Source organism: Chryseotalea sp. (genome assembly GCF_057350905.1).
The window spans coordinates 889,823-914,159 of sequence record NZ_JBMRCF010000008.1 but is presented as its reverse complement, the minus strand read 5'-3'; the positions used below and the strand labels follow the sequence as shown (position 1 = coordinate 914,159).

The following is a 24,337-nucleotide window of genomic DNA, read 5'->3' as shown; positions in this document are numbered from 1 at the left end:
AACCCTATATTTGCAGCCCTAATAAAGAATATCATGTTAGTTATCAACATTAAAGAAAACGAGTCAATTGATAAGGCTCTTAAGCGTTTTAAGAAGAAGTTTGAAAAAACTGGCGTTTTGCGTGAATTACGCAGCCGTACAGCTTTCGAAAAGCCATCTGTGCGCAGAAGGACCCAAATTATCAAGGCTGCTTACATTCAGAACTTAAGAAATCAGGAGGCTCAATAAGCTTTCTTTTTTATTAACAATATTTCCACAATCCCTGGAAGGTATTTCCTTTCGGGGGTTTATTTTTTACATTGCTCTGGTAGCAGTTGATCCAGCGCATGATAGATTCCTTCCTTCGTTATCTTGAATTTGAAAAACGCCTCAGCAAGCATACACTGATTGCTTATAAAAGTGATCTGCTGCAATTCAAAGCCTTCCTCCAACAAGCCTATGACACCGAAGATGCTAGCCAGGCCAATTATGGCATGATACGCTCGTGGGTTGCACAATTAGTAGAAGAGAAAAATGAACCCAGGTCAGTAAACCGCAAAATTGCTACATTGAGAGCCTTTTTTAAGTTTTTAATGCGACAAGGCACACTCTCTAAAGATCCGCTGCTTAAAATTAAAGTTCTCAAAACCCAGAAAAGACTCCCTTCTTTTGTACGTGAGGAGGAAATGAATCAATTGCTTGATCAGGTTGTTTTTGAGGATTCTTTTGAAGGGCATAGGGATAAGCTTATCATGGAGCTCTTTAATGGTAGTGGCATGCGTTTGGCAGAGTTGCTCCAGTTGGGCGACAAATCCATCAACTTTAAAAACAGAACCCTGAAAGTTTTAGGTAAGCGAAATAAGGAAAGGGTTATCCCTTTTAGTGAATCTCTCGTTCAAGTAATCAAGCACTATCAGCAAGCACGCGATAAAATGCTGGAGAAATCCGAACATGGATTTTTGTTAGTAACTGATGATGGCAAACCTGCTTACCGCATGATGGTACAACGCATTGTAAAAAAATACCTGAACGCCACGAGCTCAGAGAAAAAAAGTCCCCACGTATTAAGGCACACCTATGCAACGCACTTGCTTAATAAAGGTGCTGAAATTAATGCTGTAAAGGATTTACTGGGTCATAGCAGCCTGGCTGCAACCCAGGTGTATACTCACAACACCATGGAGAAATTGAAAAAAACTTTTGAACAGGCACATCCGAAAGCCTGATGTATAACTAAAACCAAATGCGTATGTAAAGCTTAACATGATCAACCCAAGCCTATGGGCAAAAGACAAAGGCAAATTATGTTCAACCTTAAAATTTAAGTACTATGAAGTTACAAGTTCATTCAATCCACTTTGATGCAGATAGAAAACTGATTGATTTTATTCAGAAAAAGGTAACAAAGCTGGAAACGTTCTACGATCGGATGGTAGATGGGGAAGTATTTCTTCGATTGAATAATGAAGGTATAGAAAACAAAACGGTTGAAATTAAGCTAAATGTGCCAGGCGATAATCTTTTTGCCATAGAGAAGGCCAAGTCGTTTGAAGCGGCAGCCGATATGGCTACCGAAGCGCTTCGAAATCAGTTGAGAAAATTCAAATCGAAAGTAAAAAATGGAAGAGCTTGATCTCCTCCTTTGTTCTACAATAAAAAGGGCTTCAATTGAAGCCCTTTTTATTTAAGTAGTTTTTCAGACTTAAGCCGTTGCTGACTCCAATTTAGTAGCCGCTTTCAAGTGCACAGTTTTCTTGCCTTTATATCCGCAATAACCACATTGGAAGTGCTTTAAAAGTTCACCTTCCTCAGTTCCTGTAGGTGCTTTGATAATTTCTTCTTTTACCACTTTGAAAGTCTGGTAATTACATTCAGGGCATTGTAATGCATGCAAGTGACCAGAATAGCGCTCGATTTTAATAAAGCCTGTTTCCTCATCCTTCCAAACGTCATAATCTACCGAGAATACATTTTCCTCAGCGATCATACCTTCATCCAGATACGCATCCTCTTCTTCTTCGCTTAGCAGTTTCATAGCCTTGCCAGTTTTAGGAGAAACGCGTGGTTTGTAACGCAAGGCACGTAAACGCTTTTCAATGTAGAAAGGGTAGTAAAATTTAAGCAGGTTTTGGAAAATCAGGGCAACAATAAGACCCATTGAAACAGTTGTGAATACACGAACCACAATCCATAGTGCGTTCAATTCCTCAACATTGGCATTTGCCAGGAAGCAACCTCCTATAACCGCTATAATAACTGCTATCCAAAGTATGCGGATCTCATGACGGTTAATAAAATCGTACTTGTCTTTAGCCTCTCCTACGGCAGCTAATCTTACTAGGTATCCAAGAATAAGCAAAGCAGTAGCTGCCCAAAAAGCGTAAGCAATCTGCATGGCTATCTGGTTCCATTGGTCATAGTGGGCTGAATGATCGTAAAGTGGATCCATATTTAAAGGGTTGGGTGTTTGGGTTTCTTTTTGATAAACAAATATAAAACTTCGATAATTTACTACCTAATGTGGTGGTATTTGCCACAAAACAGAATTCAATTTACTACTGTTTTTTAATATTTGACAACTGAGTTCTTAAAAATGATGCAAGCTTGGCCTGAACTAGTCAATATGCGATAAAAAATCCCTTATAATTTCAATACATACCAATGGGGACTCAACCATACCCATATGCCCAACGCCTGGTAAAACATGCATAGTAGCTCGTGTGCTTAGTTTTGACTGCTCGATTAGGGTATTTATGGGGATTACACTGTCTTTCTCTCCTCCAATAAATAATATAGGTTTTGGGAATTTTTTTATGAGAGAAATTCGTTCGGGCCGGTCGCGCATAGCCCCCAGGTAGTGTATAACCGTTTCTTCTGTAGTGGCAGAAGCCATCTGTTTTACCGCGCTAACAGCCGTATGGTTAGGGTCAGCGAAAAGTGGGGGGACAAAATTACTGGTAAAAGCCAGTGCGCCATTTTTCTTTACAAACTCAATTGTCTTGGATCTTGCTTCTTTTTTCTCAACAGAATCGGCCAGTGCAGTTGAATGAAAGAGGCAAAAGCTAGAAAAAATCTCTGAATGTGCCTCCGCCATAGCGAGACTTACATAGCCGCCCAACGAGTGCCCTATAAGAAAAGCATCTTTCAGGTCTAGTTTAGCCAACACATTGTTTATCTGATCAGCTATATCTTGAAGTGTAAAAGGACTTTTTTCAGGTAAGGTACTTTGTCCAAAACCGGGTAAATCAAATGCCAGTACTCTGTAATTTATTGATAGATTTTCAACAAATTCCTTCCAGATAACATTTGTCTCCAAAAAGCCATGCAAAAGTACTATTGGGCGGCCACTTCCTGAGTCGCTGTAAAACAGCCTGGTCATTTTTATAGCCTAACTTTTGAAGCCGGTTCTAACATCTCAATTACAGCGCGTTCTATGCCCTCCGGATCAAAGCCACATTCTCTGTGCAACTCTAATTGTTCTCCATGCTCAATAACAGCATCGGGTATACCTAACACTTTAACTTCGGCTTTGTAATTATGCGCTGCCATAAATTCTAATATCGCGCTACCAAAACCTCCTTGCACACAACCATCCTCTACTGTTATTACCTTGGTGTACTTACCAAAAATTTCGTGCAGCATGGCTTCATCCAAAGGCTTGACAAAACGCATATCGTAATGCGCAATGTTTATGCCTTGCTTTTCCAGTTTATCACAAACTTCAACACCGTAATTACCAATGTGTCCAATTGTAAGTATTGCCAACTCATCACCATCTCTCAGCTTTCTGCCTTTACCAATTTCTAATTCCTGCATGGGTAAACGCCAGTGAGGCATTACACCCTGACCTCGAGGATAGCGTATACTAAAGGCATTTTCTTTTCTAGGCTTAGCAGCGGTAAACATAAGATTTCGCAACTCCTCCTCATTCATAGGCGAAGCAATAATCATATTTGGAATGCAGCGCATGTAAGCAATGTCGTAAGCACCATGATGTGTGGGTCCATCTGCACCAGCGAAACCCGCTCTGTCGAGACAAAAGTTTACAGGTAAATTCTGAATACAAACATCATGCACTACCTGGTCGAAGGCGCGTTGCATAAATGAGCTGTAGATGTTACAAAAAGGAATAAGACCCTGTGTGGCCAGACCAGCAGAGAAAGTAACCGCATGCTGTTCGGCAATGCCCACATCAAAAGCCCGGTCAGGCATTTCCTTCATCATGATGTTCATGGAAGAACCTGAAGGCATGGCTGGCGTAATGCCCATTATCTTATTGTCAGCTTTAGCCAACTCCACAAGCGTATGTCCGAACACATCCTGGTATTTAGGTGGCTGCGGCTTTTCATAAGTCTTCTTGTGAATCTCGCCTGTTATCTTATCAAAAGTGCCAGGTGCGTGCCAGGTGGTAGCATTACCTTTTTCGGCAGGGCCATAACCTTTGCCCTTTACTGTAACACAATGCAAAAGCTTAGGTCCTTTTATATTTTTTAAGTCATTTAAAACGTGTACCAGATGATCGACATCATGACCATCTACAGGTCCGAAATAGCGTAGATTAAGCGATTCAAAAAGGTTGCTTTGACTTAGTAAGGTTGATTTAATGCCATTTTCTACTTTGCTCACTATCTCCTGCGCGTTTTTGCCCAGGTTTGGAAGCTTGCCAAGCATATTCCATACCTCATCTTTCAGTCTATTGTACACTTTTGAAGTGGTGATATCAGTCAGATAATCCTTTAAAGCACCCACATTGGGGTCGATGGACATGCAATTGTCGTTCAGGATTATCAAAATATTAGAGTCGGATACACCAGCGTGGTTCATGGCTTCGAAGGCCATACCACCAGTCATAGCGCCATCACCAATAATGGCTACGTGCTGCTTATCTTCAATACCCATGTATTTAGAGGCCATTGCCATACCCAGGGCGGCAGAAATTGAAGTAGAAGAATGGCCTACGCCAAAGGTATCGTACTCACTTTCCTTGCGCTTGGGAAAGCCAGAAATACCACCGTAAACGCGGTTGGAATGGAAGTTATCCCTGCGGCCGGTCAGGATTTTATGTCCATAAGCCTGATGACCTACGTCCCAAACCAGTTGGTCGTAGGGTGTTTTAAACACATAATGCAAGGCCACGGTAAGCTCTACTACGCCTAAACTGGCGCCAAAATGGCCGCCATAAACTGATACGTTATCAACAATGAATTGTCGCAACTCTTCGCATAACTGCACAAGTTGCACTTGATCAAGTTTTTTAACGTCATCGGGTGAATTAATACCAGAAAGCAGCGGGCCGGGCGTAATTAACATGTTACCTCTTTTTGTATTTATGTTAAACAGATAATGAAAGTAAGTGTTTTACCCTGAAATTCAATATTTGAGCAACAATCAGGGTACAAAGGTATATAATTCCAGAATCTCTGCCTTCAAAGGGCAAAAGCTGGAAATAGTGCTTAATTTTGCCCTCCCAATTGGCCATTATGACACAGGAAAATTTTGAGATAAAATTGCCACTTTTCGAAGGCCCCTTCGACTTGTTGTTATTCTTTATTGAAAGAGATGAGTTAGACATCAATGATATTCCTATCTCAAAAATCACCAATGATTTCCTGGACTATATACGTCAATTGGAGGTAATGAATATTGAGGTTGCTAGCGAGTTTATTCTGGTAGCAGCCACATTGATGCGCATTAAATCAAAAATGCTGTTGCCACGCCCTCAAATCGATGAGCAGGGTAATGAAATCGATCCACGTGAAGAGTTGGTGCGCCACCTGATGGAGTACAAAAAATATAAATCAGTAATGGAGAATTTCCAAAAGATGGAAGAAACCGAGCTGATGAAAGAAAGACGGGGTAACCTTACTAAAGAATTAAGGGCTTTAGCAGAAAGCACCAACGTTGAGGCAGAGTTGCAAGATGTTGACGTATTTAAGTTGATGAGCGTTTTTGAAAAAGTACTGAAGCGTTTTGATGCAGAAAAAAATAAACCCGTTCACCAGGTGATACAATATCCATACACCATGGACGGGCAAAAAGAATTTATACTTAATGAAGTAAAGGCGCGACAGCGTGTACCTTTTGTTGAACTGATTGAAAAGTATAGTAAGTCGCGCATTGCGCTAATCTTTAACTTCCTCTCTATTCTTGAGATGTTGGCTGCTGGTAAAATAGGTATACAGGTTGGCGAAGGCTTTAATAATTTCTGGGTTACGGATAAGGCTTACGAAGACACCAGCACTGTGTCATAATCTTCCTTATTAAAGAAAAAACCAGCTCAATTACTTCAACAAGGCTCCACTCAACCTTAGCAACTCTGTTTCTGCAACTTTGGCATTGTAACGCGCATTGATTAAACGGTTGTAGGCAGTTTCTAAACTTTGTTGTGCAGTGCGTAATTCAATAAAGGTTGAGATGCCTCTCTTGAAACTTTCAAGCGCTATGCTGACGTTTTCTTTAGCGAGTAGAATATTTTCTTCTTCAATAGCCAAAACGCTAAGTGAGTTTTGATAATTAGTATATGCATTACGTGCTGCCGTATTAACGGTTGTACGTTGTTGATCGTAAACAAGCTTTTGACGATCGTATGCAATTTTAGACTGTTGAACCAATCGCTGTGTATTGAATCCATTTAGAATTGGAATATTTAGCGTTAATCCATAGTTAATACCCTGGAAATCACTTTGCAGTGCAGAGAAGGGATTAATCAATCGAACATTGTCATTATGGGTAATGTTGTATGCGCCAACAAAATTTAAGGTTGGCAAGAGTTCAGCTTTGCGTTCTCGCATAGCCAGTTGGGAGATGAACAAACTCCTTTGTGTTGCCAAAAGGCCATAATTATCTGTGTTAACTTTTCCTAAAACCTCATCACGCTGAAGGGGGGTGTTAATTAAAATTGTATCCGCCACATCATAACTCATGGGCAATTTCATGTCTAACAAGGTGTTAAGGTTCTCCTTTAATTGATTGATCAAGGTCTCTTGCTGTACAACACTGGCTCGTTGCGCATTTAAATCAACACGTGCCTGAAGCAGTTCTGGTTTGGCACCTGTACCTACTTGAAGCTTACGCTCAGCCAATTTTACACGTTCCTCATTTACCGACATTTGTTCTTGTATAGCTCGCAGTTGTTGCTTTTGCCTGATAACATCATAGTAATTAGAAATAATGGCAGCAATGGTATTTACCATCTGTTCCTTTACTTGCAAAGCACCTTGACGCTCCAGTTGCTCAATCCGTTCGCGTGTTGCAAACATGCGTGTACCATCAAAAAGTGTCCATACCAATTGTAAAGAACCTCCGTATGAAATACTTTTAGCATTACCACTCCTGTTGTTGGCTGTATTCTCAAATCTGAATTCCTGATCAGTGTCGTTAACCGTATAATTACCAACTGCATTGAGCTGTGGTAAGAAGGCAGCCAGTGCATAATTATTATCTGTTGCAGCTGCCTTAAGGTTAGTCTGGGCAATACGCACATCGTAATTGTTTTCAAGCGCTAAAGCAATGGCTTGCTCAAGTGTAATTAACTCCTGCGAAAAACCTGAAGTAAAAAAGGATATTAAAACTATTACTATAAGACTACGCTTCATAAACCAATTCTTTTTTTTCGGGCTCAGCTACTAACTTATCAAATTCAACATGCGCGCGTTTACGCGATAAGAAGGTATACATTGCCGGAATAACAAACAGTGTGAGAATAAGTGAAAACAGAATACCGCCCACAATAACAATACCCAGGGGCTGACGGCTCGTAGATGCTGCCCCTAATGATAGGGCCAGTGGTAAAGAACCCAGTGCCATCGCAAGGCTTGTCATTAATATAGGACGCAGACGCATCCGTGAAGCAATTAGCACAGCCTCTAAACTGTTCATGCCTTCTTCACGTTTTTGATTGGCAAATTCCACAATCAAAATACCATTCTTCGTTACTAAGCCGATCAGCATGATCATACCAATCTGCGAGAAGATGTTCAATGTTTGACCGAAAGCATAGAGTGAGATGAGGGCACCACAAATGGCCAGGGGCACTGTAAACATAATGGTAAGCGGATCGACAAAGCTTTCAAACTGTGCCGCCAAAATTAAATAGATGAGTATAAGTGCCAACACAAAGGCAAAGGCTGTATTGCCGGAACTTTCTGCAAAGTCGCGAGAGGTACCGGTTAGGGCTGTCGTAAATGTATCGTCCAATAATTCGGTTTTAATTTCCTCCATCACTTTAATACCATCACCGATGGTTTTACCCGGTGCCAGGCCTGCCGATATGGTTGCCGACTTAAAACGGTTGAAGTGGTAAAGTGTTGGTGGTGTTGTGCTCTCTTCAACTGTAACAAGGTTATCGATTGAAACTAATTGGCCTGAGCGCGTGCGTACGTATAAACTTTTTAAATCAGCAGGATCATCCCGATCAAGACGGCTCACCTGCCCCACTACCTGATATTGTTTACCCTCTCTGGTAAAATAACCAAAACGCAAATTACTGTAGGCCAATTGAAGTGTTTGTGAGATGTCTTGTACACTTACACCCAATTGTGTCGCTTTCAATCTATTGATCTGAACCTTCAACTCTGGTTTATTAAATTTCAAATCAACATCCACAGTTTGTAGTACGGGACTGGCATTGGCTTTCTCTAAAAACTTAGGCAACACTTGTCTTAGTTTTTCAAAATCATTGTTTTGAATAACAAAAGCTACGGGTAAGCCACCACGCCTGTCTACAGAAATGGTTTGCTCTTGTAGGGTAAATGCCCGGCCTTGAGGGTAATTTTTTAAGTTACGATTTACCCTGTCGACTATTTCCTGTTGTGAGTATTCGCGATCTTGTGGGTCAACCAATGTTACACGCACAAAACCTGTATTAACAGAACCTGAGCCTGTAAATCCTGGTGCTGTAACTGAAAGCGCTGTACGGTATTCCGGAACTGAATCCATCACAAAGTCTACCACTTCTTTTACATAGGTATCCATGTAATCATAAGCCGTGCCTTCTGGTGCAGTTAGCGAAACCCTGAATTGGTTTCTGTCTTCCATGGGTGCTAACTCTGATTGAATGTTTGTGCCTATGAGATATGCTGCAACAAAACAGACAACAATAATCAACAATGCCACCCACCTTACTTTCATAAAAGAACTAAGCCAACGACCATAGCCATTTTCCATACCCGCAAAGAAGGGCTCAGTTACATTGTAGAACCAGGAGTGTTTGTGATTTGAACGCGTTAACTTTACACTGAGTACCGGTGTAAGTGTTAAGGACACAAAAGCTGAAACTAAAACCGCTCCTGCTACTACTACACCAAATTCAGTAAAGAGTCTGCCCGTAAAACCTTGCAAGAATAAAATTGGCAAGAACACAACAGCCAGTGTAACAGATGTTGAAATTACTGCAAAGAAAATTTCTTTTGAACCTTCAAGCGCAGCCTGATATTTATTCATGCCTCCTTCAAGTTTCTTGTAGATATTTTCCGTTACCACAATACCATCATCCACTACCAAACCGGTGGCCAGTACTATACCCAGCATAGTAAGTACATTGATGGAGAAGCCGGACAAATACATGATGAAGAAGGTTGTCAGCAAGGATACCGGAATGTCAATGAGTGGACGGAAGGCAATGATGGCATCGCGGAAGAATAAATAAATGATGAGTACCACCAATAAAAATGAGATAATTAAGGTCTCTTCTACTTCGGTAATAGATCGCTTGATAAATACAGTTTGATCAAGGGCGATATTTAAGGAAATATCTTCGGGGACTTCACGCTTAATTTGTTCGAGTCTTTTATAGAACTCATCCGATATTGATACATAATTAGCGCCAGGCAAAGGTACGATTGCCAGACCCACCATAGGTATGTTGCTCTCGCGCAAAATGGATTCTTCGTTTTCCGGACCTAACAAGGCCTGACCCACATCTCTCAATCTTATATCCCCTTCTGGTGCAGAACGAATAACTACATTACTAAAATCTTCTTCTGTATACAAACGACCAAAAGTTCGCACTGTTAATTCTGTTGAGTTACCCGATATTTTACCGGATGGCAATTCAACATTCTCTCTATTCAAGGCTTGCTGTACTTCTAGTGCGGTAAGGTTGTAGGCGCTGAGCTTGGCAGGATCTAGCCAGATACGCATGGCAAAACGCTTCTCTCCCCAGATTTGAATACCACTTACACCTGGTATTGTTTGTAAACGTTCAACCAGTACATTGTTAGCATATTCAGTGAGTTGTAATGGATTGCGTGTGGTACTTTGCACCGTCATGGTAATAATAGGGCCAGAGTTTGCATCAGCTTTTGATACCACAGGCGGGCTTGGTAAATCATCTGGTAATGATCGTGTTGCCTGAGATACCTTGTCACGCACGTCATTGGCGGCTGCTTCTAAATCAACACCTAACTCAAACTCTACGTTGATATTACTTCTCCCTACACTTGAAGATGAGGTAATGTTACGAATACCTGCAATACCGTTAACCGCCTTTTCAAGTGGTTCTGTAATTTGCGATTCAATAATGTCTGCATTGGCCCCCGGATAGGAGGCACTTACACTGATGATTGGCGGGTCAATAGCAGGATAATCGCGAACACCGAGTGAATTAAACCCTATGATCCCAAACAACACCAAGACGATGTTCATGACAAATGCCAGCACCGGTCTTCTCAAACTTAATTCTGAAATATTCATAGTGTATATTTTGAAGCCTTGTGTTACTTACTTCGTGTAAACAGCTAAACAGTAATGCTTGATCTACACCGAAGGTTTTGCACACGCTATTGGTACTTATTCAACTTACCTACTTTCACTTTTGCATTCGGGCGTATGGCCATTAAGCCAGTGGTGATAACAGTATCACCTGCTTTAAGCCCTCGCGTAATTTCTACAAAAGCCGAATCGCGCAAACCGGTTTCAACAATGGTAAACATGGCACTATCGCCTCTCAACAAAATAACTTGTTTGTTTCTGGCTTGGGGAATAACTGCCTGCGATGGAACCAATAGACCCTTAGTTGCACTACCCAGTTGTAATTGTACTTTAGCAAAAATGCCTGGCACCAGCTCAGGATTGTTGCCATTTACCAAAGCTCTTACGCGCAGTGTACGTGTTGCCTGATCAACACCACTTTCTGTTGCCAGCACCACTCCGGTGTGTTCTTCAAGCCCGCCATCTACTTTGAATTTAACCTTATAACCTTTATCAATACTCTTAGCGTATTTCTCAGGCACAGAAAATTCTAATTTTAATTGATTTGTCTGGCGAATGGTAGCGACTACATCGTTTGTAGACAGATAGGCACCAAGACTGACATTACGCAAACCAATCTTACCGCTATACGGAGCTCTTATCTCTGTTTTAGAAATAGCAATTTTTAGTGCTTCAATGTCGGCATTCAGATTATCGACCTGCAAAGCTGTGAGATCATACTCCTGCTGACTGATACCATTGATTGCCAAAAGTTCCTTTTGGCGCTCTTCAGTTTTAATGGCTATCTTCAGTTGAACCTGTAGTTTATTAAGCTGTGCCTGTAAGTCATTGTCAAATTGTTTTACGAGCAAGGCGCCCTGTTGCACATTGGCGCCTTCGTTAATGTTAAGTTGTACAATGCGACCGCTTACTTCACTGCGCAATTGTGTTTCTTCAGCTGGCAACAAAGTGCCTGGCACTTCAATGTTATCAGTCATTATTTCCGCAGAAATCAAAAAACCGTCAACCACCAAGGGTCCTGTTTGTCGGTTATTGGCTGCTGGCCCTTTAGCCTTTTGACCACAGGCTTGTAGAACAAAAATAATTGCAATTAAAAAAAATAGTCTTGAAATGCTCATGCTATAAAAAATAATCAAATGTTGATTTACTGTCTCTGTTTTGGTTTCTGCAAAAATTGCGTGTGCAACTTCAGCACTTGTTCTAGTACCGAATGTTTGCCATCGTTGTTTACTGTGAAATCTGCCAAGGCCAACTTCTTTGTTTCTTCCAGCTGATTTTTTATAATCTCCTTCACCTGCTCTTTGCTTCTGTGTTTATCTCTTGCTAAAACCCTTTCAATTCTTACATCTTCTGGTGCGGTGACCAGCAGCAAGCAATCTAGCGTTTTGTAAGAACCTGATTCAATCAACAGCGCAGCCTCTTTTAACACATAAGGAGCACTGGTTTGTTCCCTAAGCCAATTTTCATAATCGACAGCAACTCTTGGATGAACCAGTGCGTTGAGCTTTTTAAGCTTATGCTCATCATTAAAAACCGCTGCTGCCAGGTACTCCCGGTTAAGTTCACCGTTTGCTTTAAAGGACAATGTTCCGAATTCTTTTTTAATGGCCTCTACCAGTATTCCATCGGTGGTCATTACTGCTTTCGCTCGGCTGTCGGCATCGTATGTTGGTATTCCCAAAACGCTGAATATTTTGCAAACCGTGCTCTTGCCGGCTCCTATGCCACCAGTAATGCCTATCTGAAAAGGTTTAAACATGTTAATGAAAGCGTGGAATGGATGTTCAGAACTTAATACGATACTTCAACGGTATCAACCCTAATAATTTTTGAGAACGGTGGAATACCAGTGATGGTCGGGGCTATCCTTGATTTTCCTGCCTGGGTATGCTTAAAGTCTAGTATAGCTGATATACTTTCTTTGGTATAACTGGTGTGTACACTGCTTTCTGGTAATAACAGTGTAAAGTGTATTTGATTAATGCTGATGGCTGGGCGCACCCTCGCTGGCATATTTATAAATTCTACTTTAGTTGAGTCCTTCAACTCCACCAATTTCTCTACACTAAAGGATACCGCTACCTGTTGCGGCTCACCTGTGATTTGCTTGCGTTTGAATTCAATAAGGGCAATGCCTTCCTGATTCTCGTCAATGTTGTTTCTATCGTAAACAAGTGGATAAGGGTTAGCCAACGCCTGTACCAATTTACGCGGGCCTTGAACAAAAACGCTATCGGGGGTAAGGGTTGCGTTGCTGACTAATCCATAACCCTTTTTAAGATTTTTATCTAAATCCAGTATCGTCAGTGTAAGCCAGCGTCCATCGATGGGTTCAATATCCAGGTGTAAGGTGTCGGTAGCTACAAAATTGATTTGAAGATCGGATAGCTGGGGGGCAAAAACAATTGGGAGTGAGCTGCCTACTAATTTTTTAACATCGGTTGGTCGCTCTAAGGGGAAAAGCAATACAGGCACTTTTACACCGGCACTTCTGCGTAAAAGTGACCAACCCATACCGGTAACATTCATTTTTACTTCGCGAGGCAAGTCCTCTACGGGCATAAAATTTTCCTGATCATATTGAAACTCAATCGGGAATGCAAGTATGGTGGTGTATGTTTTATTGAGGGCATTAAAAAACCAAAAGACTGTTGCTGCCGCAAGGCAAAGCACAACAGCCTTCCAGTTTTTTTTGTTGAATCGTAATACGTTAAATATCGATCCGATTACACTCATTTATTTCTTACCAGAAGCAACTTTGCTGGCTTCCATGTTAATAGCTGTTTTCGAAAACTTAATACGACCACCTTTTTCTACTTCAAGAATAAAAGTATCCTCTTCAATTTCTGCAATGCGGCCGTGCGCACCACCTATGGTTACAACGTAATCACCTTTGGCAATTTCTTCCTGAAATTTCTTAGCGTCTTTTGCTTTTTTCTGTTGAGGACGGATCATGAAAAAGTAGAACACTAAAATAATGGCTCCGAAAAATATGAACTGCATATACGGATTGCCTTGTTGTGCTTGTAATATAATTGCGAACATGTTTGTTAAATTTTATGCGAAGTTAGTCGTTATTCCTTAAAGCGCTTCAGATAATTTGATAATTCATCGAAAGTTGGTCTAAGCCCTCATGGCCTTTATTATATCGGTAAACTCCCTTGATTTCAGAGAAGCTCCACCCACCAAACCGCCATCCACATCGGGGCAGGCGAATAGTTCGCTGGCATTGCCGGCATTTACACTGCCCCCGTATAAAATCGTGATTGATTCGGCCACTGCTTTGCCATACTTACCTGCCAGGTGCTGCCTTATTACGGCATGCATATCCTGTGCCTGTTGTGCCGAGGCTGTCTTTCCTGTACCAATCGCCCAAACCGGTTCGTAAGCAATCACTACTTTTTGTAAGGCCTCCGGTGACAAATGGAACAGACTTTCTTCTACCTGCTTGCGTACGAGCGCTTCATGTTCATTGCGTTCGCGCACCTCTAAGGGTTCGCCACAGCAATAGATGGGTGTTATGTTATTTGCTAAGGCCATATCAACCTTTTTTGCTAATAATGCTCCCCCTTCCGTAAAATATTGTCTGCGCTCGCTATGCCCGATAATTACATATGGTATATTCATTGACTGCAGCATAGGCGCTGCAACCTCCCCTGTATACGCACCTGAAGTATGTTCGCTGCAATTTTGAGCTCCTACTGCAATACGGTTATGCTTGCCCAATATATTTTGTACAGCATCGAGGTAAGGAAAGGGAACACATAATACCACTTTCACATTTCCCCGCACTTCATCATTGATCATTCCAAGCAACTCACTGGTCAGGGCTTTCGCTTCCTGAAAGTTCTTGTTCATTTTCCAGTTCCCGGCTACTATTTTGGCTCTCATTTTATTGTTGTTTGAATAGTTACATTAACGTTTGGTTGCTTTATACTTCGATTCTTTAAAAAGTTTATCTGCATCCTGCATCTTCATTAAATCCTGCAGTGAAACATCGGAGTGACTTTTCATATAACTATTGACGATCTGCCAACCTACCCATTGGGCTATTCTTCCAGGGCACTCGGGCCCTACTTCTACTGTTTTGGGTCTCTCCCCTAAAAATCGTTGCTTCATCATATTGGCAGTTGAGTAAAGTACTTCATCTTCTACCAGCCTGAACCAAATAAGATCTTGATTTTTTCTGGCCCCGGCAATTTCTCCAGCTGAGTAATTCATTAAAATACTATCCGCTTTACAAGGCAACATCTGCTTGGCAAAATAATAGGATTTGCCGTAGGCAATCATATCTGCTAAAACAGTTTTATCACTCATGTTTGTAGCATTGATTTTTGTATCAATGCCATACAAAAGCATAACAGAGGGAACTATGTTTTCAGGTATGTATTGTCTTAAAATATACTCGTACATACGTGGCCTGTACTTGGCACCTGCACCCAAATAATGGTCGACACCAACAATGATGAGTGAGTCGGACAGGTATAAATCGCCATCAAGTCCTGTAATAACAAATTGAATTTTAGGCTGTGGATACTCAGGATAATAGTGATGAAGATTCGTGAAGGCTTGTTCAAACTCTTCCCTTAGCATGCTTAAATCACCAAATACTCTCTGGGTCTCAAAATAAAGGGAGTCAAAATGGGGGTTGGTAAATCGCTGATAAAGTGTATTAATAAAAGTAGAATCATCAGGGTATTCAGCGCGGTGAAGAAACTGATCGCGAAATACTTCATTCTTTCCTAAAAAATCAACGAGCGCCTGCTTGCTTTCAATTGTATGAATTTCTTCCCGTAAGTCTTCAGTTTGCAGTTCTATTTGAACATTTACCTGGGGTGCCTCAACGCATTCCTTGCCCTGGTTAGTGCAGGCAATAACACAAACGCTTAGGAATAAAAATGTAAACAAATGTCGCTTCATAATTCAGGCAACAAAGAAACAAAGAAAATGTGAAATGAAAGGGTATCGATGGTTAGTCGAACAGAAGTTTATCTGTTGGCAGGCTCCGCATGAGTCGCATGCTCTTCGTTTTGTCTTCTTTGGTAACATGTACCAGATTCGACTGATCCTCATACAACTCAGTTATAGTTGTGTGTGTTACTTCTACTTCCTTAATTTTTTTTACCCCCGGTGCATAAGCATAAATAATAACGGCATCCCCCTCAATTTCATGCCCTAAAAAAGTAATTTTTACCAGCTTACCATCCACTTTAATCACTAACCTTTTTGTCAGGTATTCAACCAGCAATTGATCTGTACTTTGCCCTGTACCCGGTTGCGTAATATCTAAAGTAGGCTGTTTGCGTTCCTGTCTGATGGCCTCTTCAAGGTCATCTAAAAAAATGCGTGTGGTTATCTCTAATTCTTTGTCCTTAGCATCGAATTTTATTTCCGTTACGCTGACATGCAGTGGGTGTAGAAAAGCTGAAAATCCAGCAATCAAAAAAGAAAATAGCATGATGTAAAAATCAAGATTTATATTTCAATATTCAAGAATACAGCAAAGCAAAAGCCAATATTTTGAAATTATTAATTTTAGCAGCCAAATGCTTATACTTGCCAGCTTTTAAACCCCAATATGTCCGAGTTTCAACTTTATTTCATGCTTGGCAAGGAACATATCCTTGATTATGCCAATGGTTATGATCATATTTTGTTTGTGCTGGCCTTATGCGCCATGTATTTGATGCGCGATTGGAAAAAAATTCTCATTCTCATCACGGCATTTACGGTAGGGCATTCCATTACCCTGGCTTTGTCGACTTTGGATATTGTTTCTGTTAAGGCTGAGTTGATCGAATTTTTAATTCCACTTACTATCTTTATCACAGCTGTCTCTAATATTTTCAGAAAAGAGGAAAATCAGAGCACACTTTCACTACAACTAAATTATGGTTATGCGCTTTTTTTTGGTCTTATCCATGGCCTGGGCTTTTCAAACTACCTGAAAAGCATTCTGGGAAAAGATGAAAGCATCATAACCCAGCTTTTGGCCTTTAACATTGGTTTAGAGTTCGGTCAAATAATAATCGTAGTAATATTTTTATTTGCTGCGTTAATTATCGTTGATCTGATGGGGAGAAGCCGAAGAGACTGGAAAATCATTTTATCTTCGGCTATTGCGGGCATTGCCCTTGTGCTTATGAAAGACAAAATTTTTTGGTAACCTGTAAACAACGAACATCCACATAACTATGAAAATTAAACTACTATTCTCCCTACTGCTTTTATCGGCAGTTGCCTATGCGCAAAGCCCCGGCTGGCAAGGCAAGTTTGAGCAGCTCGATCAGTTGCTACCAACCCCCAATGAATACAGAAGCGGATCTGGTGCACCAGGGCCACGCTACTGGCAGCAAAGAGCTGATTATGTTATTAATGCTGAGTTGAATGATGTAAACCAAAGTATTACAGGAAGTGAAACAATTACTTATTTTAACAACTCTCCTGATGTATTAAAATACCTATGGTTACAACTCGATCAGAACATTAACGACAAAGAGAGTAACACCTTAAAAACAGCTACTAGCACAGTACGCGATTCTATTGATGCCAAAGCAATCGCCAGCAGTCTTGCGCTACATAATTTTGATGGTGGCTTCAAAATTAAAGCTGTTAAAGATGCAAGCGGTAAAGCTTTGCCTTACACCATTAATGCTACCATGATGCGCATTGATTTGCCACAAGCCCTGGCACCTGGACAAAAGCTTTCTTTCTCCGTTGAATGGTCTTTTAACATTAACGATCGCGTAAAAGGTCTAACACCTAATGATGGCAGAAGTGGCATGGAATATTTTCCTAAAGATGGAAACTATCTCTACATTATCGCCCAATGGTTTCCCCGCATGTGTGTGTATGATGACGTTGTGGGCTGGCAGAATAAACAATTCTTAGGTCAGGGTGAGTTTACACTTACATTCGGTAATTATACTGTAAATCTGACTGTGCCTGCTGATCATATTGTAGCGGCTACCGGTATGGTGCAAAATGTAAAAGAGGTTTTAACACCCGAGCAATATGCACGATTTGAAAAAGCTAAAACATCATTTGACAAACCTGTAATTATTGCCACGCAGCAAGAAGCAGAGCAACGTGAAAAAACAAAATCAACTGCTAAAAAGACATGGAAGTTCTACGCTGAAAATGTGCGCGACTTTGCTTTTGCTACTTCACGCAAATTCATTTGGGATGCACAGGCGGTAAAGATCGGAGATAAAACGCCTTTAGCGATGTCTTACTATCCTAAAGAAGGCAATCCACTTTGGGAGCAAGAGTCTACCAAGGCCGTTAAGTATACGATAGAAACCTATAGCAAATACACCATCGATTACCCTTACCCGCAGGCCACCTCTGTACATGCGGCTTCCCTCGGTATGGAGTATCCTATGATTTGCTTTAACTACGGCCGCCCGCTAGAGGATGGCACCATTCCTGAACGCACTAAGTGGGGAATGATCGGTGTAATCGTTCACGAAGTGGGTCATAACTTCTTCCCTATGATTATTAATAATGATGAACGTCAGTGGACCTGGATGGATGAAGGCTTAAATACTTTTGTGCAATACAGAACACAGGTTGAAAACTATCCTGACATGCCACAACGCAGAGGTCCTGCTTCGACCATCGTGCCTTACATGAAAGGCAATCCGGATTTACAACGACCCCTTATGGTAAATTCTGAATCCGTAGTACGAACTAACTTCGGTAACGAACAATACGCCAAATGCGCCACTGGTTTAAACATGCTTCGCGAAACCATTATGGGGCCTGAGTTATTTGATAAAGCCTTTAAAGAGTACGCGAGTCGTTGGGCTTTCAAGCACCCCAAACCCGCTGATTTATTCCGCACCATGGAAGATGCTTCGGCAGTTGATCTTGACTGGTTCTGGAGAGGATGGTTCTACACAACTGATGTGTGTGACCAATCTATTGAACAAGTAAGGTGGTTAACCGTGCGTACAGAGAATAGTAAAATAGAAAACAAGGGTGTTACTGCGAAACGTGGCGACCTTGCTTCTGGCAGCGGTGCAAATCAGGCAAATGATTTTAGCAACGGCCCTCAGCCACTTACTGTATTACCAACACCTGATAATTTCTATGGTGAATTCAGAAGCCGTATTGATGACAAGGCTGTGTTGGCCAAGTTAGAAAACAAGAATCTTTATGAAGTAACGCTAAGCAACAAGGGTGGGCTTATTATGCCTGTTATCATTGAGTGGACTTATAAGGATGGCAGCAAAGAGCTAGAGCACATTCCGGCAGAAATATGGCGTGTGAATGAGCAGCGTATTACCAAGGTGTTTGTGAAGGAAAAAGAGGTTGCCAAAGTGGTACTTGACCCTAAAATGGAAACTTCTGATATCAGCCTTGAAGACAACGTTTTCCCTAAGGTTCAGAGCCCTTCTAAGATCGATCAATTGAAGAAAAACTAAATCAGGTAGTAAATAACCATTTAAGTGCCGGTTGGGATGTTTATCCTGACCGGCATTTTTGCTTTATTGCATATTCAAATTCCACTTATGAAGAAATTATTAGTAATAGCCTTGTTCGCTTCTTTTGCTGTTCAGGCTCAAAACTGGAAGGGCAAGTTTGAACAACTTGGCCCTAACGAATTACCCACACCCAATGCCTATCGCGCAGGTTCAGGTGCTCCTGGTAATGAATACTGGCAGCAAAGAGCCGATTACGTTATCGATGTAGAGGTTAACGATGAAACGCAAGTGTTAACAGGTAAAGAGACCATTACCTATTCTAACAACTCACCCGAAACCCTTACCTATTTATGGATGCAGCTGGATCAGAATATATTGGCTGATAACAGCATGACATCTCTGACCCAGCGTGGTGCTTTGCGTGATTCCTCAGCTACACGCATCCTTGGTTTTATTGGTGTTAAAACCAGCGATTACAAAGGTGGTTACAATATCACTGCTGTTAAAGACGCTGCCGGCAAGACTTTGCAGTACACCATCAACTATACGATGATGCGCATTGAACTTCCCGTACCCCTTAAAAAGGGTGAGAAATTTGTGTTCTCTGTTGACTGGAATTACAAAGAATATGATCGTATGCAGTTTAATCAACGCGGTGGCTACGAGTTTTTTCCTGAAGATGGCAACTATGTATACACTTTTGCCCAGTGGTTCCCACGCATGTGTGTTTTTGATGATTATGAAGGGTGGCAAAACAAGCAGTTTTTAGGAACTGGCGAGTTTGCACTTGCATTTGGTGATTACAAAGTACGCATTACAGTTCCTTCCGATCACATTGTCGCTTCAACTGGTTGGTTACAAAATCCTAAAGCTGTTTTAACTGCCGAGCAGCAACAACGTTTTGCACTCGCACAAAAAACTTTTGACAAGCCTGTATTTATTGTAACTGAAGAAGAGGCTAAAAAGAAGGAGAAAGATCGCGCTACTAAAAAAAGTACCTGGGAATTCCACGCTGAAAACGTACGCGACTTTGCTTTCGCTCATTCACGTAAATTTATTTGGGACGCCCAGGCCGTTAAGCTTGCTACCAAAACACCTTTAGCACAATCCTTCTATCCTAAAGAAGGCAATCCGCTTTGGGCAAAAGAGTCAACTAAAGCAGTAAAAAATACTTTAGAGGTTTACTCTGCCAGAACTTTCGATTATCCATATCCACATGCTACCTCTGTACATGCTGCAAACCAAGGTATGGAATATCCTATGATCTGTTTCAACTTTGGACGTCCTGCAAAAGATGGCACTTATTCTCAGCGTTTATTGGAAGGTATGATTGGTGTGGTTGTGCATGAAGTAGGTCATAACTTTTTCCCTATGATTGTAAACAGCGATGAGCGTCAGAGCACCTGGATGGATGAAGGCTTGAATACCTTTATGGAAGGTGAGACTATTCGTGATCGCTACCCCGAATTAAATTATACTACAGCCACTCCTAAAAGCATGATTCCTTTTATGAAGGGCGATCGTACACAAATGCGTCCCATTATGGCAACTGCAGATAACCAGGGAGGCAATCATGGTCCTAATGGCTATACCAAGCCTGGTACAGGTTTAACTATATTACGCAACACGGTCATGGGGCCTGAATTATTCGACAAGGCCTTTAAAGAATATGCTACACGTTGGGCTTTCAAACATCCTAAGCCGGCTGATTTCTTCCGCACCATGGAAGATGCTTCAGCCGTTGACCTTGACTGGTTCTGGAGAGGTTGGTTCTTTACTACTGATAACAGCGATATTGAACTTGCAGAAGTAAAATGGATGAAGGTTAAGAGTACCCAGGTTGACCCTGAGAAGAAAACACCTAAAACAAAACAAGGCGATCTGGCATCAGCGAAAAGCAACAACCCAACTGATTTTTCTAATGGCCCCGAAGAGTTTACGCTGGTCAATACACCTGATAATTTCTATGGTGAATTCCGCAGTCGTATTAACGATGGTGATGTCAGAGCAAAATTAGAAGGCAAAAATATTTATCAGGTGAAGCTGAAAAATATCGGTGGCCTAGTGATGCCTGTCATAATCGAATGGACATTTAAAGATGGCAGCAAAGAGATTGACCGTATCCCTGCAGAAATCTGGCGTGTGAATGAAAATGAAATAACCAAGGTTTTTGTAAAGGAGAAAGAAGTAGTTAATGTATTAGTCGATCCTAATTTTGAGATTGCTGATGTAAATGCTACTAACAATAATTTCCCTAAAAAGGAAGAAGCTTCAAAAGTTGATCAGTTGAAAAAGAATTAATCAGCTTTTAGCATAGATTAAGAAAAGCCCGGTAATTCCGGGCTTTTTTTGTGCCTCGTCTTCAAGGGCTTGCTATTATTCCCAAAGACCTCCAACACTTAAGTAAAATTTGAAACCCAGGCGAAGGCATCTTAATTTTTGTTTTTGCATCTTTACTGCATGAAATTATTCTTTCGTGAATATCCATCTGCTAAACCAAATGCACCTGTAATGATTATTATGCATGGCCTTTTTGGCTCATGCGACAATTGGCTTACACAGGCCAAGTTGTTTAATCAGAGCTATCATGTGTATACCATCGATCAAAGAAACCACGGGCTCTCACCACACAGCGATGATTTCGACTATACTTTCATGGTGAAAGATTTAGTTGAATTTATTGACGATCATCAGATACAAAATCCGATTATCATCGGTCATTCCATGGGTGGTAAGACAGCCATGAACTTTGCCATTGCGCACCCCGATAAACTAGCGTGCTTAATTGTGGTGGATATCGCACCCAGGGCTTACAACCTTGAACATTATACTATTGCCGAAGGTTTAAATGCCATTAAAATTGATACGCTCACTTCTCGCAATGAAGCAGATGAACAACTCGCACGTTTTGTACCTGAAGCCGATGTGCGTCAATTCCTGCTTAAAAATTTACAACGTAAAGCTGAGGGCGGTTTCAGTTGGAAGATCAATTTGAAAGTAATCACGGAAAAGTTAGGGAATGTAGGCGTTGATATTCAATACAAGGGGACTTTCAATAAGGCCACATTGTTTATAAAAGGTAATCGTTCCAATTATATTAAAGATTCAGACACTAACCTGATTCTGCAATACTTCCCGTATGCTAAACTAGAAGGAATGGATACAGGGCACTGGGTACAAGCGGAAAAACCACAGGAGTTTGTAACACTAGTTCACAACTACCTTCAATCATTGTAATGGAAAAGGGCAAGTTATACTTAATTCCTGTTGTGATCGCTGAGGCAACCCAAGCCAGCGTTATTCCTGCGCAGGTAAGATCCGTTCTGCCCTCCATTGAATATTTTCTGGCTGAAGAAATCAGAACCGCCCGCAGGTACTTGAGTAGCTTAAAGGTTTATGAATCCATAGAACCACTGCAGTTTCACGTGTTGGATAAAAAAACAAAACCTGCTGCACTCAAAGAATTCTTCAAACCCATTGGAGAGGGCAAAAATATAGGTGTACTTTCTGAATCGGGTTGTCCGGGTGTGGCAGACCCTGGTGCTCTCGCTGTTGCCTATGCGCACAAGCACAACATTACAGTTGTACCATTGGTGGGGCCATCCTCGCTCTTGCTTGCTTTAATGGCCAGCGGGTTAAATGGTCAAAAGTTTGCGTTTCATGGTTATCTGCCCATTGACGCGAAAGATCGGTTACAGGCCATTCGTGAACTAGAAAAAGAATCCAAGCAAAAAAATCAAACACAGCTTTTCATTGAAACACCCTACCGCAACCAAACTGTTTATAATGATCTGGTAAAAGGTTTAAGTAACACAACATTACTAAGTGTTGCCTATGATATTACAGGTGCTGCAGAATTGATTAAAACCAAAGCAGTGGTGGATTGGAAGAAGGAAAAAGTTGTCTTGGACAAGCTACCTTGTGTTTTTCTGCTCTTGGCAGAATAAGAAGTTAGAAGCTAGAAGTTAGAAGTTAGAAGTTAGAATAATCTAATCGGCTACAAAAAAGAATATTTCCACAATTTTCGATTTGTTACGTAGGGAGTTCGAAGCTCGTGGTCGGCCGGATTTAAATCCGGTATTATAACTAGTTCGACATGCGCTGCGCTAACATGTCGAACAGCACAGGTAGTGGCTGGCAGATTAACAAACGCTTCACTACTTACTGATATAAATCATTGAATCCATTACGCTTTACCTGTAGTTTTACTACATGACAGTACAAAGCTTCATATCAACGCTTCCCAAAAAACAAAAAGACATCATGACCATGATGCGTTTGTGGATCTTAGATTTAGGTCCGCATGTTACAGAAGAACTAATTAATAACGTTCCATCTTTTCAACTAAACGGTGCACTTTGTTACATCACTCATGACGAGGACAGTGTAAGCCTTTGTTTCAATCGGGGCTTTGAATTACCGAAAGAATATAATTTTTTGGAAAGCAAAGGTAGGAAGCAAGTAATGTCTGCTACGTTTTATGGAGTAACTGAATTAGATGAGTATGAAAATGAGGTAAAGGAATTATTGAATGAAGCAGCCGCGTTAAATGGCTTTTTATCGAAGAAAAGGAAATGACAAAATAAATTTAGAATTTAGAATTTAGAATTTAGAATTTAGAATTTAGAATTTTTTTTGCAAAAGTTAGGAAAAAAACAATCTCAACTTTGTTTGTTGCTCATATGCAGATGCTATTTTCTGAGGATGCAGACTTGGGGCAGCAAAAAATTATCTCAACTCCTTTAAATCAAGAGAAAGTAATTCCTTCATAAAGTCAGGGAAGGATTGCATCGAATAAATTGCTCTTATTGGTTCATAAATAATCACAACACCTTTGTGTTCATTTCTTCCATAACTAAGTGAGCTTACTATTTTTGAATCTTGCTTAAATAATAAAGTCGAGAATTGAGAAGTGCTGTCTGAGGCATAAATTGTATCAACTTTCAGTAAACTGTTTTTATGAGTGATTCTCTTAGAAAATAAATCTATTAGAGCATCATGTTGATCAGGCTCGGCATAATGCCAGTGAACGAGATACTCCTCACACTGTAAGCTCGATGCTGATCTTGCCTTACAATCCTTTGGAACAAATTTTTTATAACTTAAAAATGTAATTCTCCATCGATGGCTAAGAATTCCCAACACAACAAGCGTAGTGAACGCACCGAGTATAAGAAATGATCTGGGGGTCATCGAATGCTCTTTAATTTTTGGCACAG

The 24,337-nt window shown here is 40.9% G+C and carries 23 protein-coding genes; 10 read left to right on the top strand and 13 right to left on the bottom strand.

What is annotated here, in order from left to right:
* Positions 1-33: 33 nt before the first annotated feature.
* The 3 genes from rpsU to hpf all read left to right on the top strand — a co-directional run bounded on the left by rpsU (position 34) and on the right by hpf (position 1,612).
* The gene (gene rpsU, locus ACO1XM_RS12520) at positions 34-228 is read left to right on the top strand and encodes a 30S ribosomal protein S21 (protein ID WP_486229418.1); all 195 of its coding nucleotides are present in this window, start codon (positions 34-36) and stop codon (positions 226-228) included.
* Between the two features lie 98 nt (positions 229-326).
* Complete coding sequence (locus ACO1XM_RS12515) at positions 327-1,205, top strand: tyrosine-type recombinase/integrase (protein WP_486229416.1); 879 nt, start codon at positions 327-329, stop codon at positions 1,203-1,205.
* Positions 1,206-1,309: 104 nt separating this feature from the next.
* Positions 1,310-1,612, top strand: coding sequence for a ribosome hibernation-promoting factor, HPF/YfiA family (hpf, locus tag ACO1XM_RS12510; protein WP_486229414.1), 303 nt, complete (start codon positions 1,310-1,312; stop codon positions 1,610-1,612).
* Between the two features lie 69 nt (positions 1,613-1,681).
* On the opposite strand, the gene ACO1XM_RS12505 is transcribed toward hpf, so the two are convergent.
* From ACO1XM_RS12505 to dxs, 3 genes are all read right to left on the bottom strand, one after another.
* Positions 1,682-2,428 (bottom strand): hypothetical protein, encoded by a 747-nt coding sequence (locus tag ACO1XM_RS12505; RefSeq protein WP_486229412.1) that lies wholly within the window; start codon positions 2,426-2,428, stop codon positions 1,682-1,684.
* A gap of 165 nt (positions 2,429-2,593) precedes the next feature.
* Entirely contained in the window at positions 2,594-3,358 is a 765-nt protein-coding gene (locus ACO1XM_RS12500) for an alpha/beta fold hydrolase (RefSeq protein WP_486229410.1), read from the bottom strand.
* Positions 3,359-3,360: 2 nt separating this feature from the next.
* The gene (gene dxs / locus ACO1XM_RS12495) at positions 3,361-5,289 is read right to left on the bottom strand and encodes a 1-deoxy-D-xylulose-5-phosphate synthase (RefSeq protein WP_486229408.1); all 1,929 of its coding nucleotides are present in this window, start codon (positions 5,287-5,289) and stop codon (positions 3,361-3,363) included.
* 170 nt (positions 5,290-5,459) lie between these two features.
* Here dxs and ACO1XM_RS12490 point away from each other — a divergent pair, with 170 nt between their 5' ends.
* Positions 5,460-6,230 carry a segregation and condensation protein A gene (locus tag ACO1XM_RS12490; protein ID WP_486229406.1) on the top strand — a complete coding sequence of 257 codons (771 nt, stop codon included), beginning with the start codon at positions 5,460-5,462 and terminating at the stop codon, positions 6,228-6,230.
* Between the two features lie 30 nt (positions 6,231-6,260).
* Here ACO1XM_RS12490 and ACO1XM_RS12485 read toward each other — a convergent pair whose 3' ends face one another.
* The 9 genes from ACO1XM_RS12485 to ACO1XM_RS12445 all read right to left on the bottom strand — a co-directional run bounded on the left by ACO1XM_RS12485 (position 6,261) and on the right by ACO1XM_RS12445 (position 16,147).
* Positions 6,261-7,574 (bottom strand): TolC family protein, encoded by a 1,314-nt coding sequence (locus ACO1XM_RS12485; protein ID WP_486229404.1) that lies wholly within the window; start codon positions 7,572-7,574, stop codon positions 6,261-6,263.
* Entirely contained in the window at positions 7,564-10,671 is a 3,108-nt protein-coding gene (locus ACO1XM_RS12480; protein ID WP_486229402.1) for an efflux RND transporter permease subunit, read from the bottom strand. The genes ACO1XM_RS12485 and ACO1XM_RS12480 overlap by 11 nt, the downstream gene beginning before the upstream one ends.
* Positions 10,672-10,757: 86 nt before the next feature.
* Positions 10,758-11,807, bottom strand: a complete 1,050-nt coding sequence (locus tag ACO1XM_RS12475; RefSeq protein WP_486229400.1) for an efflux RND transporter periplasmic adaptor subunit — start codon at positions 11,805-11,807, stop codon at positions 10,758-10,760.
* A gap of 26 nt (positions 11,808-11,833) precedes the next feature.
* Entirely contained in the window at positions 11,834-12,448 is a 615-nt protein-coding gene (coaE, locus tag ACO1XM_RS12470) for a dephospho-CoA kinase (RefSeq protein ID WP_486229397.1), read from the bottom strand.
* A gap of 32 nt (positions 12,449-12,480) precedes the next feature.
* On the bottom strand, positions 12,481-13,425 hold the full coding sequence (locus ACO1XM_RS12465) for a YbbR-like domain-containing protein (RefSeq protein WP_486229395.1): 945 nt from the start codon (positions 13,423-13,425) through the stop codon (positions 12,481-12,483).
* Positions 13,426-13,734, bottom strand: a complete 309-nt coding sequence (gene yajC / locus ACO1XM_RS12460; RefSeq protein WP_486229393.1) for a preprotein translocase subunit YajC — start codon at positions 13,732-13,734, stop codon at positions 13,426-13,428.
* Positions 13,735-13,812: 78 nt separating this feature from the next.
* Positions 13,813-14,580 (bottom strand): triose-phosphate isomerase, encoded by a 768-nt coding sequence (tpiA, locus tag ACO1XM_RS12455; RefSeq protein WP_486229391.1) that lies wholly within the window; start codon positions 14,578-14,580, stop codon positions 13,813-13,815.
* A gap of 24 nt (positions 14,581-14,604) precedes the next feature.
* Positions 14,605-15,609, bottom strand: coding sequence for a gliding motility lipoprotein GldB (gene gldB / locus ACO1XM_RS12450; RefSeq protein WP_486229389.1), 1,005 nt, complete (start codon positions 15,607-15,609; stop codon positions 14,605-14,607).
* Between the two features lie 52 nt (positions 15,610-15,661).
* Entirely contained in the window at positions 15,662-16,147 is a 486-nt protein-coding gene (locus ACO1XM_RS12445) for a DUF6702 family protein (RefSeq protein ID WP_486229386.1), read from the bottom strand.
* Between the two features lie 120 nt (positions 16,148-16,267).
* On the opposite strand from ACO1XM_RS12445, the gene ACO1XM_RS12440 reads away from it, so the two are divergent.
* From ACO1XM_RS12440 to ACO1XM_RS12415, 6 genes are all read left to right on the top strand, one after another.
* Positions 16,268-16,855, top strand: a complete 588-nt coding sequence (locus ACO1XM_RS12440; protein WP_486229384.1) for a HupE/UreJ family protein — start codon at positions 16,268-16,270, stop codon at positions 16,853-16,855.
* 28 nt (positions 16,856-16,883) lie between these two features.
* Positions 16,884-19,118, top strand: coding sequence for a M1 family metallopeptidase (locus ACO1XM_RS12435; RefSeq protein WP_486229382.1), 2,235 nt, complete (start codon positions 16,884-16,886; stop codon positions 19,116-19,118).
* Positions 19,119-19,205: 87 nt separating this feature from the next.
* Positions 19,206-21,419: a M1 family metallopeptidase gene (locus ACO1XM_RS12430; RefSeq protein ID WP_486229380.1), complete on the top strand. Its 2,214-nt coding sequence runs from the start codon at positions 19,206-19,208 to the stop codon at positions 21,417-21,419.
* A 159-nt stretch (positions 21,420-21,578) separates the two neighbouring features.
* Positions 21,579-22,355 (top strand): alpha/beta fold hydrolase, encoded by a 777-nt coding sequence (locus tag ACO1XM_RS12425; protein WP_486229378.1) that lies wholly within the window; start codon positions 21,579-21,581, stop codon positions 22,353-22,355.
* On the top strand, positions 22,355-23,065 hold the full coding sequence (locus tag ACO1XM_RS12420; protein WP_486229376.1) for an SAM-dependent methyltransferase: 711 nt from the start codon (positions 22,355-22,357) through the stop codon (positions 23,063-23,065). Before ACO1XM_RS12425 ends, ACO1XM_RS12420 begins: the two co-directional genes overlap by 1 nt.
* A 265-nt stretch (positions 23,066-23,330) precedes the next feature.
* Positions 23,331-23,696 (top strand): hypothetical protein, encoded by a 366-nt coding sequence (locus tag ACO1XM_RS12415; RefSeq protein ID WP_486229374.1) that lies wholly within the window; start codon positions 23,331-23,333, stop codon positions 23,694-23,696.
* Between the two features lie 150 nt (positions 23,697-23,846).
* Here the strand turns inward: ACO1XM_RS12415 and ACO1XM_RS12410 are convergent, their stop codons facing one another.
* Positions 23,847-24,335 (bottom strand): hypothetical protein, encoded by a 489-nt coding sequence (locus ACO1XM_RS12410; protein WP_486229372.1) that lies wholly within the window; start codon positions 24,333-24,335, stop codon positions 23,847-23,849.
* Between the last annotated feature and the right edge of the window lie 2 nt (positions 24,336-24,337).

Bases quoted from the DNA above. Each gene is read 5' to 3' on its own strand.
- ACO1XM_RS12435 (WP_486229382.1), top strand. From the start codon at position 16,884: ATGAAAATTAAACTACTATTCTCCCTACTGCTTTTATCGGCAGTTGCC.
- ACO1XM_RS12425 (WP_486229378.1), top strand. From the start codon at position 21,579: ATGAAATTATTCTTTCGTGAATATCCATCTGCTAAACCAAATGCACCT.
- ACO1XM_RS12465 (WP_486229395.1), bottom strand. From the start codon at position 13,425: ATGAGTGTAATCGGATCGATATTTAACGTATTACGATTCAACAAAAAA.
- ACO1XM_RS12515 (WP_486229416.1), top strand. From the start codon at position 327: ATGATAGATTCCTTCCTTCGTTATCTTGAATTTGAAAAACGCCTCAGC.
- rpsU (WP_486229418.1), top strand. From the start codon at position 34: ATGTTAGTTATCAACATTAAAGAAAACGAGTCAATTGATAAGGCTCTT.
- ACO1XM_RS12505 (WP_486229412.1), bottom strand. From the start codon at position 2,428: ATGGATCCACTTTACGATCATTCAGCCCACTATGACCAATGGAACCAG.
- ACO1XM_RS12485 (WP_486229404.1), bottom strand. From the start codon at position 7,574: ATGAAGCGTAGTCTTATAGTAATAGTTTTAATATCCTTTTTTACTTCA.
- ACO1XM_RS12445 (WP_486229386.1), bottom strand. From the start codon at position 16,147: ATGCTATTTTCTTTTTTGATTGCTGGATTTTCAGCTTTTCTACACCCA.
- ACO1XM_RS12440 (WP_486229384.1), top strand. From the start codon at position 16,268: ATGTCCGAGTTTCAACTTTATTTCATGCTTGGCAAGGAACATATCCTT.
- ACO1XM_RS12430 (WP_486229380.1), top strand. From the start codon at position 19,206: ATGAAGAAATTATTAGTAATAGCCTTGTTCGCTTCTTTTGCTGTTCAG.
- hpf (WP_486229414.1), top strand. From the start codon at position 1,310: ATGAAGTTACAAGTTCATTCAATCCACTTTGATGCAGATAGAAAACTG.
- ACO1XM_RS12500 (WP_486229410.1), bottom strand. From the start codon at position 3,358: ATGACCAGGCTGTTTTACAGCGACTCAGGAAGTGGCCGCCCAATAGTA.
- yajC (WP_486229393.1), bottom strand. From the start codon at position 13,734: ATGTTCGCAATTATATTACAAGCACAACAAGGCAATCCGTATATGCAG.
- ACO1XM_RS12480 (WP_486229402.1), bottom strand. From the start codon at position 10,671: ATGAATATTTCAGAATTAAGTTTGAGAAGACCGGTGCTGGCATTTGTC.
- coaE (WP_486229397.1), bottom strand. From the start codon at position 12,448: ATGTTTAAACCTTTTCAGATAGGCATTACTGGTGGCATAGGAGCCGGC.
- ACO1XM_RS12420 (WP_486229376.1), top strand. From the start codon at position 22,355: ATGGAAAAGGGCAAGTTATACTTAATTCCTGTTGTGATCGCTGAGGCA.
- tpiA (WP_486229391.1), bottom strand. From the start codon at position 14,580: ATGAGAGCCAAAATAGTAGCCGGGAACTGGAAAATGAACAAGAACTTT.
- ACO1XM_RS12490 (WP_486229406.1), top strand. From the start codon at position 5,460: ATGACACAGGAAAATTTTGAGATAAAATTGCCACTTTTCGAAGGCCCC.
- ACO1XM_RS12415 (WP_486229374.1), top strand. From the start codon at position 23,331: ATGACAGTACAAAGCTTCATATCAACGCTTCCCAAAAAACAAAAAGAC.
- dxs (WP_486229408.1), bottom strand. From the start codon at position 5,289: ATGTTAATTACGCCCGGCCCGCTGCTTTCTGGTATTAATTCACCCGAT.
- gldB (WP_486229389.1), bottom strand. From the start codon at position 15,609: ATGAAGCGACATTTGTTTACATTTTTATTCCTAAGCGTTTGTGTTATT.
- ACO1XM_RS12475 (WP_486229400.1), bottom strand. From the start codon at position 11,807: ATGAGCATTTCAAGACTATTTTTTTTAATTGCAATTATTTTTGTTCTA.